The 11,546-nt window shown below is 35.2% G+C and carries 15 protein-coding genes and 1 other annotated feature; of the genes, 9 read left to right on the top strand and 6 right to left on the bottom strand.

Annotated features, from left to right (window positions below):
- Positions 1 to 101 precede the first annotated feature (101 nt).
- The 3 genes from rnhC to RYL55_RS07100 all read right to left on the bottom strand — a co-directional run bounded on the left by rnhC (position 102) and on the right by RYL55_RS07100 (position 2,432).
- The gene (gene rnhC / locus RYL55_RS07090) at positions 102 to 1,016 is read right to left on the bottom strand and encodes a ribonuclease HIII (RefSeq protein WP_315008250.1); all 915 of its coding nucleotides are present in this window, start codon (positions 1,014 to 1,016) and stop codon (positions 102 to 104) included.
- Positions 1,017 to 1,067: 51 nt separating this feature from the next.
- The gene (locus RYL55_RS07095; RefSeq protein WP_315008251.1) at positions 1,068 to 1,760 is read right to left on the bottom strand and encodes a DsbA family protein; all 693 of its coding nucleotides are present in this window, start codon (positions 1,758 to 1,760) and stop codon (positions 1,068 to 1,070) included.
- Between the two features lie 84 nt (positions 1,761 to 1,844).
- On the bottom strand, positions 1,845 to 2,432 hold the full coding sequence (locus RYL55_RS07100) for a CYTH domain-containing protein (RefSeq protein WP_315008252.1): 588 nt from the start codon (positions 2,430 to 2,432) through the stop codon (positions 1,845 to 1,847).
- Between the two features lie 161 nt (positions 2,433 to 2,593).
- On the opposite strand from RYL55_RS07100, the gene RYL55_RS07105 reads away from it, so the two are divergent.
- The 3 genes from RYL55_RS07105 to RYL55_RS07115 are packed head-to-tail and all read left to right on the top strand — an operon-like array spanning position 2,594 to position 4,998.
- Positions 2,594 to 3,256, top strand: coding sequence for a GTP pyrophosphokinase family protein (locus tag RYL55_RS07105; RefSeq protein WP_315008253.1), 663 nt, complete (start codon positions 2,594 to 2,596; stop codon positions 3,254 to 3,256).
- Between the two features lie 18 nt (positions 3,257 to 3,274).
- Positions 3,275 to 4,078 carry an NAD kinase gene (locus tag RYL55_RS07110; RefSeq protein WP_315008254.1) on the top strand — a complete coding sequence of 268 codons (804 nt, stop codon included), beginning with the start codon at positions 3,275 to 3,277 and terminating at the stop codon, positions 4,076 to 4,078.
- Between the two features lie 23 nt (positions 4,079 to 4,101).
- Positions 4,102 to 4,998 carry an RluA family pseudouridine synthase gene (locus RYL55_RS07115; protein ID WP_315008255.1) on the top strand — a complete coding sequence of 299 codons (897 nt, stop codon included), beginning with the start codon at positions 4,102 to 4,104 and terminating at the stop codon, positions 4,996 to 4,998.
- Between the two features lie 295 nt (positions 4,999 to 5,293).
- On the opposite strand, the gene RYL55_RS07120 is transcribed toward RYL55_RS07115, so the two are convergent.
- Positions 5,294 to 6,625 (bottom strand): N-acetylmuramoyl-L-alanine amidase, encoded by a 1,332-nt coding sequence (locus RYL55_RS07120; RefSeq protein WP_315008256.1) that lies wholly within the window; start codon positions 6,623 to 6,625, stop codon positions 5,294 to 5,296.
- A 149-nt stretch (positions 6,626 to 6,774) separates the two neighbouring features.
- Here RYL55_RS07120 and mgtE point away from each other — a divergent pair, with 149 nt between their 5' ends.
- On the top strand, positions 6,775 to 8,142 hold the full coding sequence (gene mgtE / locus RYL55_RS07125; protein WP_315008257.1) for a magnesium transporter: 1,368 nt from the start codon (positions 6,775 to 6,777) through the stop codon (positions 8,140 to 8,142).
- A 43-nt stretch (positions 8,143 to 8,185) separates the two neighbouring features.
- Here the strand turns inward: mgtE and RYL55_RS07130 are convergent, their stop codons facing one another.
- Positions 8,186 to 8,818 (bottom strand): DUF6287 domain-containing protein, encoded by a 633-nt coding sequence (locus RYL55_RS07130; protein WP_315008258.1) that lies wholly within the window; start codon positions 8,816 to 8,818, stop codon positions 8,186 to 8,188.
- A gap of 141 nt (positions 8,819 to 8,959) precedes the next feature.
- Positions 8,960 to 9,082: a sequence feature (ribosomal protein L20 leader region), on the top strand.
- Positions 9,083 to 9,125: 43 nt separating this feature from the next.
- Between RYL55_RS07130 and infC the strand changes: the two genes are divergently transcribed.
- The 5 genes from infC (at position 9,126) to rpsI (ending at position 11,254) form a co-directional block, all read left to right on the top strand.
- Positions 9,126 to 9,629 (top strand): translation initiation factor IF-3, encoded by a 504-nt coding sequence (gene infC / locus RYL55_RS07135; protein ID WP_315008259.1) that lies wholly within the window; start codon positions 9,126 to 9,128, stop codon positions 9,627 to 9,629.
- A 22-nt stretch (positions 9,630 to 9,651) separates the two neighbouring features.
- Positions 9,652 to 9,852 carry a 50S ribosomal protein L35 gene (gene rpmI / locus RYL55_RS07140; RefSeq protein ID WP_005605917.1) on the top strand — a complete coding sequence of 67 codons (201 nt, stop codon included), beginning with the start codon at positions 9,652 to 9,654 and terminating at the stop codon, positions 9,850 to 9,852.
- A 69-nt stretch (positions 9,853 to 9,921) separates the two neighbouring features.
- Complete coding sequence (rplT, locus tag RYL55_RS07145) at positions 9,922 to 10,281, top strand: 50S ribosomal protein L20 (protein ID WP_314680637.1); 360 nt, start codon at positions 9,922 to 9,924, stop codon at positions 10,279 to 10,281.
- Between the two features lie 123 nt (positions 10,282 to 10,404).
- Positions 10,405 to 10,848, top strand: a complete 444-nt coding sequence (gene rplM, locus RYL55_RS07150) for a 50S ribosomal protein L13 (RefSeq protein WP_314680638.1) — start codon at positions 10,405 to 10,407, stop codon at positions 10,846 to 10,848.
- A gap of 13 nt (positions 10,849 to 10,861) precedes the next feature.
- Complete coding sequence (gene rpsI / locus RYL55_RS07155) at positions 10,862 to 11,254, top strand: 30S ribosomal protein S9 (protein ID WP_006702950.1); 393 nt, start codon at positions 10,862 to 10,864, stop codon at positions 11,252 to 11,254.
- Between the two features lie 98 nt (positions 11,255 to 11,352).
- Here rpsI and RYL55_RS07160 read toward each other — a convergent pair.
- Positions 11,353 to 11,546, bottom strand: a 194-nt coding sequence (locus RYL55_RS07160) for a tyrosine-type recombinase/integrase (RefSeq protein ID WP_315008260.1), incomplete at its 5' end; no start/stop codon positions are given.

An 11,546-nucleotide genomic window follows, 5' to 3' on the forward strand; every position in this document is an offset into this window, starting at 1 on the left:
TAAAAAACACCCCAAAAGTTAGATTTTTCATGTCTAACTTTTGGGGTGCAGTACAAATCAGGTGTTTATACTTGATTGTACGCCTATATTCGTTTACAGGATTATTTTACTAAATCAATGGCTTTTTGGGTGTTGGCAAAGTGTAATTTGGCAACTTTACTGAGTAATTCCATGCCATCGTATTCTAAAATATTACTAGCTAATTCATCTACGGATGCGTTAGCACCAGATAGTAGAGGGTATCCATATTCTTTAGACAATGTTTTTAATCCTTCTAAAAATGCATCTCTAGCAATCATTGATGCTGCAGCTACTGCAATATGATGGCTTTCACCTTTTGTTTTAAAATATGTAATTGATTTAAGAGGAGCAGATTGATCTCCTAAATAACGATAATAGTTCGATGGAGAACAAAATTCATCAATTAATATAGCTTGAAGCAAATCAGGATTGATTTGTTGGTATAATCGTTTAATCGCTTGATTATGAAGAAGAGCTTTCATCTCATTTAAATTTTTGGTTTGTTGTACTTCATTATATTTTTCAGGCCATAAAGTAAGTAATTTATAGGGGATTAATGCTTTAATTTTTGGAACAATTTCTTGAATTTGAACATCGGTTAAATTTTTTGAATCCTTAACACCCAGTTGTTGTAATTCTTTAATAAGATTTTTTGGAACAAAAGCACATGCAACAGTTAATGGACCAAAATAACTTCCTGTTCCAACCTCATCACTACCAATGACACTCCAATTTGAAAAGCCTTCTGGAAGTCCATTTGTATCATAGTTTGTTTTCTTCGTACTTGTTAAAGCTGTTAAATCATGTTTTTGGATAAATTTATCTACAGCTGTTCCTTGTAAAACAACTTTACCGGATTTGTAAGCCGTAACGGATAAAGAAGGAAGTTTTAATTGATAATGTGCATGAGGGGGGATTTGATGGATAGCCTCGTGATAAATTTCCCCTAAGTGTTGAATGGTTTGTTCGTCTAATAATAATACTGATGTTGCCATAATAACCTCCGAGTAATAAAAAGAGACTGAAAGGTCAGCCTCTTTTAAACATTAATGTACCATTTTGATGACACAGCATGTTTGATGACGTTGTGTCTTTTTTGGACATACTCCAATGTCATGATGTAAGTTTTCGCAGACATGTTCAATGATATCTGCGTTAATATTTTGATGTAAGATGACACCGTATTGTTGATTTAAATTGTCAAAAATAACAAGTGATGGATTCGTCTCGACCATCATTTCTTGAGCAATTTGTTGATCTTTTTCATACTCTTGATGAACGAGTTTACTCGCTTTATCTTCGTAGAACATTTTTTCATCAAGTCCAATAATTTGAATAATTTCCTGTAATAATTCAGGGGTATATTCTTTATGAAGAAGATGTAGTTGTGTTTGCAATTCCATTAAAAAGGCTCTACCTAATTTTTTTCCCTGTAGTAGAGCTGCCTTATAGGATAGCGAAGCGTCATAGATTTTTGTATAGATTTCGTTTCGTAAGTCAATATTTTTAACATTTAATTGATTATTCTTCATATACTGAGTAACCGATTTGAAATTATGAAAAGGAAGGAAATGGACATGTACTTTATGAGGAGTCCGTTTAATAAATTTCATAACTTCTTGTTCGCATTTATAACATTGTTTCCCAAGTGGATTAATGAAAAGATAACAATCAAAAATTCTCTCAGTTGAAGAAGTGGGATGAATACGACTCAGTTCACTATTCTCATTAGTCTTCACCTCGAACTAAATCTCCTTTCTTTATACTGTAATCTTATTGTAACAGAAATTTGAAAAAAATATGAATAAAAAGCCTTGAATTTTCTATTTTTTTTCGTTTGCACGTAATGCACGTCTAATTTTACTGATGGGTTGAAGGGGTTTAATTCCATGACGATTCAAGATTTCTAAAAAGATTTCTTTTCCTTTTTCTAAATCTTCGACTTCCATTTCAAGTTCATAATCTGTCTGACCTGAGTAATGACTTTCATCTAGAACAAGTAAACAGCCTGGGCTTAAGATTCCTTCTAATCGATGAGTTGTTAGAGTGGCTGTAGGTGAGATGTTCGATAAATGAATTCCTTGTTCTTCTAGCGCTAACTTAATACTAGTTGGAAGCAAGAAAATATCTTCTTCAATCCACCATTGTAATTGTTCTGCTGGTAATTCTTCAGTAATTTCAATGACCTCACAGTCTGATTGAGGGATTTTCAATGTGATTTCTCCCGTTTGTTGACCTTCAATAAGGCGAATTCGAAGAGCAGAACGATTGTTTTCCAATTGTTGATGACAATCATAATATTGATTCGTTTGCGTAATCTCTTTCGTGAAAATAGAGTTAAATTCTTCTTTTAAAGCGACATATTGTTCTCTTGTTAGAAGATTTTTATATTCTTTTTCTAAATGGGGCATGATTCAACCTCTTTCTATTTCAAACTTTTTCTACTTTAGCTTAAATTGTTTAGAATTACAAATAAAAACTATTGAGGATTTTTTAAGATTACTCAAATTTCTTTTAGACTCAGCAATAAATATGCTATGATAGTAAGGATGAGATTAAAGTAGGTGAGTAAATGGAAGAAAAATATTTACCAGAAGTTGAAGATTGGGATGCTTTTTTAGCACCTTATAATCAAGCAATTGAAGAATTAAAAATTAAATTAAAAGGGATTCGTCTTCAATATCGACAAAAAGGAAAACATGCTCCAATAGAATTTATTACGGGACGTGTGAAAACACCTGACAGTATCCGTGAAAAAATGCAAGTGAGAAAAATTTTAACAGAAGATTTTTTAGACGGCGTACAAGATATTGCAGGATTACGGATTATGTGCCAATTTGTAGATGATATTTTTGAAGTGGTACGATTACTCCGTCAGCGAAATGATTTTACAATTATTATTGAACGAGATTATATCCATCAAAAGAAAGCAAGTGGCTATCGTTCTTACCATGTTGTATTAGAATATCCTGTCCAAAGAATTGAAGGGGAAGAGAGAATTTTAGTAGAAATTCAAATTCGTACATTAGCGATGAATTTCTGGGCAACGATTGAACATTCGTTAAATTATAAGTATAAGGGAGAATTCCCAGAAATTATTCATGAACGATTAGAAAGAGCGGCAGAAGCAGCCTTCTTATTAGATGAAGAAATGTCGCAAATTCGAGAAGAAATTCAAGAAGCTCAATATATTTTCTCTACTAATAAAGAAAATCAACGAAAAAGAAAATCCTAATGGATAGTAGGTGAATGAATGAAAGTAGGGTTATTTTATAATCAATCAGAAAAAAGCCAAAAGGTAGCACAAGAATTCATGAATGTTTGTTGCCATAAGGAATTTGAACGTGATGATGAAAATCCAGATGTCGTTATTACAATTGGGGGAGATGGGACTTTACTTGGTGCTGTCCATCATTACAAATCTCAATTAGATCATATTCGTTTTGCAGCGATTCATACAGGTCATTTAGGATTTTATACAGATTGGCGAGACTTTCAAGCAGGAGAATTGATTGAAAGCTTAAAGCATGATCAAGGAGAAAGTGTGAGCTATCCTTTATTAGATGTTACGTTAGAAAAAGAAGATAGAACAACTGAAAATCATATTGCCTTAAATGAAGCAACATTGAGAAAAGTGAATGGCACACTTGTTTGCGAAGTACTGATTAATGGAGAATTATTTGAGAACTTTAGAGGAGATGGCGTTTGTGTGGCTACTCCAACAGGGTCAACAGGTGTGAATAAGTCATTAGGAGGAGCGATTGTTCATCCAAGAGCAGAAGTGATGCAAATGACGGAAATGGCTTCGATTAATAATCGTGTATACCGTACATTAAGTTCACCAATGATTTTTGCTCCAGAAGAAGTGCTAACATTATTACCACATAGTGAAAATGGAATGGTTCTATCGATGGATCATTTAACCTATGATGCGAATGATATTGTAAAAGTACATTTGACGATTAGTAAAAAGCGTGTTTCTTTTGTTCGCTATCGTCATACTCATTTTTGGGATAGAGTGGAAAACTCTTTTATTGGAGCAAGAGAAATAGATTAGAAGAAAGATAATGAGGGAAATCATTGAATTTAACATGGACTTATCCGTATTCATCACCGATGATGATGCGTAGTTTTTTACAAGAAAAAGGAATTACAAAAACATTTTTAGCCCATGTCAAACGAAATGGGAAATTACTCGTCAATGGTCGAGAGGAAATTGTTTTAAAGACTTTAGTGCCGGGTGATGTACTCACAATGGTGATTCCTCCAGAAGGTGAGCATGAAACGGTTGTTCCTAGTCATATTCCATTGGATATTTTATTTGAAGATGACTATTTACTAATTGTGAATAAGCCACAAGGAACAGCTTCGATACCATCTCAATTACATCCGGATCAATCAATGGCGAATCGTGTGAAAGGTTATTTAAAAACGACGAGAACCCAAGATTGTGTGACACATGTTGTAACGAGATTAGATCGTGATACAACGGGCGTAATGATGTTTGCCAAGCATCGTGTGGTTCATGCGTGGATGGATCAGGCGCTTCGAAATAAAATGATTCAAAAAACGTATCATGCAATTGTGACGAAACAGGATGTTTTGAAAGAGCATGATTTGATTGATGCGCCGATTGGTCGAACGGATGATTCGATTATTAATCGTTGTGTGAGACCGGATGGGAAGCCTTCTTTAACGGAGTATTGGTTAGAGGAGACGTATCAGCATAGTCAATTGGTGAAGATTCGTTTGCATACGGGGCGTACGCATCAGATTCGTGTGCATTTTAGTTGGCTTGGTTGTCCGTTGTTAGGGGACGATTTATATGGTGGCGAGAAGATTGAGCCTCTTGTGAGGCAGGCGCTTCATTGTAGTCAGTTGGATTTTGTTCATCCGATGACGGGTGAGAAGATGTGTGTGAAGGCTCCGTTGCCGACGGACATGGCGGAGTGGATAGAGAAAGATAGATACAAATAGATAGATATAAATAAACTTTCCTATAGAACTAGGACGCCAGTAGCCAGCTATGCTGTCTCTTGGCTAAAATTTGAGCCTAAGGTCTCAAATTTCCCTGTAATAAAAGCCAGGTGGCTTTTATTACTCGTACTATGGGAAAGTTTATTTGTATCTTCGTAGGGGAAGGGAGGAAGGGGCGTACTAGAATGTGCTCAAGGGCTTCAGTAGCCAGCTTTTCTGTCTCATCGTACTATGGGAAAGTTTTCTAACAACAATAAAACCCGAGAAAGCAATCTAACTTTCTCGGGTGTTTCTTTTAGTTATTATAATATTGTTGGATTCCTTGAACGATTCCGTCTACTAATTTTTGTTGGTATTCTTTTGTACGAATTTTTTGTGATTCTTTTGAATCGTCCATATAGCCTAATTCTAATAAAACAGCTGGTTTGTTTGTTTCACGTAATACGGCAAAACTCTTCGCTAATAATCCAGCATCTTTTGCTTGAGTCGTTGCTAAAACAGATTGATGAATATATGAACCTAGTTTATAACTATATTTCAATCGAGTAGGATTATCATGCCATTTTTTATTAATGACAGAAGGAATATTTCCAGTTGGTAAGTACGTATATGTTTGAATCCCATCTTCACCACTATCTAGTCCATGACCTGTTGCATTAAAATGAATACTAATAAACATATCTGCATTTGTTTCATTCGACATTTTAGAACGTTCAGTCACGAAATCAACAAAAACATCTGTTGAACGGCTCATAATAACTGTATAACCTAGTGATTCAAGTTTAGTTTTTAATTGCTGAGAAACTTGAAGGGTTAAGTCTTTCTCTTTTAATCCTAAATATTGTGCGCCAGGATCTTTACCACCATGACCAGGGTCTAGGAAAATCACTTTTTGATAGTTACTTGTGGCAAATGGTAATTCATTTGAAACGGTGTTCTCTTTAATTTCTCGAATCCATGCACCATTTTCTTTAAAGCTATGAAGAGCGCCATTAATGATATGAGAACCTGTTACATATAGCCCATTTCTATCTAGATAGAACCATGCTTGATAAGAAGAATCATAAACCCACTCATTTTTTGCCATGTATCCACCTGATTTTAAGTAATAATCATCTTTCCAAGTGTTTTGAGCAAAACGTCCATTAGATGTAAGGTAGAACCATGATTGATAGGTAGCATCGAAAATCCATTCGTTTTCTGCCATTGCACCAGAAGGTTTTAAATAGTACGCATCTTTCCATTGATTCGTTAATAGAATTCCTTGTGCATTAAAAATATACCAATGTTGGTTAATCGTCATCCATTCATTTTGAGCTAAAGTTCCAGAAGACTTTGCATAATACCAATGATTATTTTCAAAAATCCATTCGCTACTTGCCATTTTTCCGTCTTTATGGAAGTAGTAGGAATTCCAGAATGTTTGTTTTAAGCTCTCGCCTTGTTCATTGTAGTAGTACCAAGCACCATCTACTTGTTTCCATTGATTTTTAATAGTTGAAGTAGAAACTGCTACTTTACTCGTTAACTCTTGTTTAGCATCAGTTGTTTCTTGAGCAAAAATTGGAGCAGAAGCACATAGGCAAGCACTTACGAGTAAAGTTGATAAGAAAAGTCTTTTTTTCATAACGCATCTCCTAATCATGTATTTGCTATCAGTGTAACAAAATCAATGAATAAAATCTATAAAAATAAAGGTATTCATATTGTCAATTTTGTAGGATAAAAGGTATAATCATTTTATGTAAAAAATAATAATTTAATAGAGGTGATTCGATGTCTGAAATGGCTTATGAATTTGATGAAATTTTAGAACAAATTCATCATACATTAAAAACAGATGATAAGCAGCAATTTAAGGAAATATTTTTAGAAAACCATACTTATGACCAAGCACAAATTTACTTGTCGTTAAGTGAGGAACAACGTCAATTGGTGTATCAGTATCTGTCGCCTGAAGATATGGCACCGGTATTTGAAATTATTGAAGAAGATGTGGAAGATGTGGAAGAATATCTTCGTGAAATGGATGAGCGTTATGCTGCAAGAATGTTGGCAGAAATGTATGCAGATAATGCGGTAGATATTTTGCAACAAGTACAAGAAGATGAAGTTAGAAAATATTTACGCATGATGCCTCATAAAACTTCCAATGAAATCCGTGTATTATTAAATTATGAAGATGATACAGCAGGAGCGATGATGACTACAGAAATTATTGCCATTCATGAAAGTCAAACAGTAGGTAGTGCTATGACGACTGTTAAAAAGATGGCAGAAGAAGCAGAAACGATTTATTACGTCTATGTAGTAGATGAAGAGAATCGATTAAAAGGTGTCTTAACACTGAAAGACTTAATTGTTCATAAAGAAGATGTGAAAATTAGTGAAATTATGGTGGATCGTGTTGTTTCAGTAGAAGTACAAGCAGCACAAGATGCCGTAGCAAAAATGATTCGAGATTATGATTTCTTAGCCATTCCAGTTATTGATGAAGAAGAAAAATTAATTGGGATTATTACAGTTGATGATGCCATTGACGTTATCGATGAAGAAGCAACAAGTGATTACTCTGGTTTAGCAGGGGTAGACGTAGATGAACAATCAGTGAATCCATTTATTGCAGCATCTAAACGTTTGCCATGGTTAATTAGTTTATTATTCTTAGGGTTAACGACGGCAGCCTTGTTAAGTCGTTATGAAGGCATTATTGGACAAGTAAGTGTATTATCTATCTTTATTACATTAATTACAGGTACAGCAGGGAATGCTGGTACACAATCATTAGCCGTTGCTGTTCGTAAAATTGGGTTAACAGAAGATGAACCTTTGTTTATGAAGACAATTTTATCAGAAGTTGCAACAGGGATTATTAGTGGGATTGCGACAGGCTTAATTATTTTTATTGTAGTAGGTTTGTGGCAAGTAAACTGGATTTTAGGTGGCATTATTGGAGTGTCAATGTTCTTTGCAATTACAGTAGCAACGATTGCGGGAAGTTTAATTCCATTATTAATTGACTCTATGGGATTTGATCCTTCATTTGCGAGTGGTTTATTTATTACGACCGTCAGTGACTTAACGAGTGTGTTTGTTTATTTCACCATCGCAAGTATGTTTCTTGAGAAATTTTTAGGAAATTAAATAGATAAATGGCTCCACCTCAAAAAAAGGAAGAGCCATTTTTTTATTGTTCTGAAACTTTGTAATACATTGCTTTTTTCAGTGCGTCTGAAGTTAGGGCAGATTGAGTACCAAATAAACGATCTTTTGTTGAATCAGAAGTATCCTTATGTCCTTCAATGAGACCATAAGTAACGACTTGATTTTTAGGAACAAAAGTCATAATCGCACTTCCTACAGCAGGTTGATTATCCAATGGAGTGAAAATCCAGTTTAACAACCCTTCTTGATACTGAGTTTGAGTTGGCTGAACTTTCAAAGTGGAGTCTTTAACAGAAACTGTTCCATTTTCGTGGAACGTTAATTCTTGTCCATAGTCATTTCTCCATATTCCTTTAATACTTGCTAAATTTCCTGTTTTAATTTCTTCAAGATTCATGGAAGTAGAAGCAGTAGGATTCTTTTGCTGAACAGTCACTTTCTTAGGTTCTTGAGTGGTTGGTTCATTTTTAGTTTCTGGTGCAGGTTTAGCGGAAGTAGTTTGTGCTTTACTAGTTGTTGTAGCATGTTCCGTTGTTGTTGAACTGCTAGTAGTCGCCACAGAAGTAGTCGTAACTTGTTTCGATTCTGTAGAATGACTTTTACAAGCTGTTAAAATGAATAGACTAGTAAGTAATAGTAAATAATTCTTTTTCATAAAGTTACCTCCTATATGGTATTATAATAGTACAAATGAACAGAGAAATCGATGGTTTTGACAAAAAATTAAAAAAATTAAGATAAAATTTTATAAAAGTGTTGACAGGAATAGTGAATTACTGTAGACTATAGGAGTTGAGAAAACAAGCAGAAGCATCCCGCTTCTCGCCTAAGTTGACAAAAGTCCTTGGGCCGATAGTAATGTTTAATTAATGAAGACATTGGCAGCGGGGATAGTTTGTTCTCGTTGCTTTTTTGCTTTTTTCTCTCAAAAATTTTGGAGGTGAACAATCATAGCAAAAGATATGATGGTCAATGATGGAATTCGAGCTCGTGAGTTACGTGTTATTGACAATAACGGTGAACAGATTGGTGTTCAAACAAAAAACGATGCATTACGTTTAGCAGAACAAGCTGGACTAGATTTAGTTTTAGTTTCGCCAAATGCAAAACCACCAGTTGCTCGAATTATGGATTATGGTAAGTATCGCTTTGAGCAACAAAAGAAAGAACGTGAAGCTCGTAAAAATCAAAAAGTCATCAATATCAAAGAAGTGCGTCTAAGCCCTACAATCGATGAAAACGACTTTAATACGAAATTGAAAGCTACACAGAAGTTTCTTGAAAAAGGCGACAAAGTGAAAGCTACAATCCGCTTTAAAGGCCGTGCCATTACTCATAAAGAGATTGGACAAAAAGTTTTAGAACGTTTGGCAGAACAAGTTAGTGAACTTGCAACTGTCGAACAAAAGGCAAAAATGGACGGACGAAGCATGTTCTTGATGTTAGCGCCCAAAAATGACAAGTAAAAAGTAACAGGAGGAAAGTCTCATGCCAAAACAAAAAACACACCGTGGTTCAGCTAAACGTTTCAAACGTACAGGTGGTGGAGGATTAAAACGTTCACAAGCCTTCACAAGCCACCGTTTCCATGGTAAAACTAAGAAACAACGTCGTCACTTGCGTAAACAAACAATGGTTCACGCTACTGACATCAAACGTATTAAACAACAATTAAGTCAAATGCGTTAATTCAGCACGCAAAACTATTACATTTTCTAGACAGTCGCAAGAGACTGAAAGACCAAGGAGGAATTAATTATGCCACGTGTTAAAGGTGGAACAGTTACTCGTCGTCGTCGTAACCGTGTTTTAAAATTAGCTAAAGGTTACTACGGAGCGAAATCAAAATTATTTAAAACAGCTAAACAAGCAGTCATGAAATCATACATGTATGCTTACCGTGACCGTCGTCAAAAGAAACGTGACTTCCGTAAATTATGGATTGCACGTATTAATGCGGCAGCTCGCTTAAACGGATTAAGCTACAGCAAATTAATGCACGGCTTAAAATTAGCTGGTATCGAAATGAACCGCAAAATGTTAGCTGACTTAGCAGTTAACGATGCAGCAGCATTCACTGTTTTAGCTGAACAAGCTAAAGCAGCATTAGCTAAATAATTATCTGAGAGATTATTTACACTTTGTAAAGGAATCACTCGATATTCCAATTAGATAAACCACCATTGAGCCCCGTTAAACTCAATGTGAAGAAATACCAAGAAGAATTTGGAGGAAATAATCGTGCGTACAACATTTATGGCAAAAGCTAGCACTACTGAACGTAACTGGGTTGTAATCGACGCTACTGATGTACCATTAGGACGTCTTTCAGCTGTTGCTGCAAGCATTTTACGTGGAAAAAATAAACCAACATTTACACCTAACGTTGATACTGGTGATTTCGTAATCATCATCAACGCTGATAAAGTTGCCTTAACAGGTAAAAAAGTAACTGATAAAGTTTACTATCACCACTCAAACCACCCAGGTGGATTGACTGCTCGTACAGCTGGTGAATTACGTGCAAACAACTCTCGTAAATTAGTTGAATTATCAATCAAAGGCATGTTACCTAAGAGCTCTTTAGGACGTCGTCAATTTACTAAATTACATGTTTACGGTGGAGCTGAACATCCACATGCTGCACAACAACCAGTAGCAGTAGACATCCAATCACTAATTTAAGGAGGAAAAAGCATTGGCTCAAGCACAATACCGCGGCACTGGACGCCGTAAAAACTCAACTGCCCGTGTTATCTTAGTACCAGGGACAGGTAAAATTACTATTAACAAAAAATCAATCGAAGAATACATTCCATTTGCTTACTTACACGAAGTAATCAAACAACCTTTAAACATTACTGAAACAATCGGAACTTACGATGTATTAGTAAACGTTAATGGTGGTGGATTCACTGGTCAATCAGGAGCTATCCGTCATGGTATCGCTCGTGCATTATTAACAGTTGATCCTGATTTCCGTGGCGCTTTAAAAGCTGCTGGTTTATTAACTCGTGATCCTCGTATGAAAGAACGTAAAAAACCAGGTCTTAAAAAAGCTCGTAAAGCTTCACAATTCTCAAAACGTTAATCGATTCGATTATATCAACGTTTACAGACATTCAAGAATTTTCTCTTGGATGTCTTTTTTTGTCTAAAAATCAAGAGTTTCCACCAAAATTTTCACCATCATTTTTTTAGACTACAAAATGCAATATCTCCAACAGTCTGATTTACAGTATCTTTTGTGTTTACATAAGTCTTAGTTATTTCTTTATCACTGTGAGTTAAAGCTTCTGAAATAGCGTTTAATGATGTTCCAGCCTGTCTTGCCAAAGTTGCTCCGGTGTGTCTTAATTTGTGAGGTATGGTGTGAGTAAGTT

The sequence above is a fragment of the uncultured Granulicatella sp. genome, assembly GCF_963515615.1.
Classification (GTDB): domain Bacteria; phylum Bacillota; class Bacilli; order Lactobacillales; family Aerococcaceae; genus Granulicatella.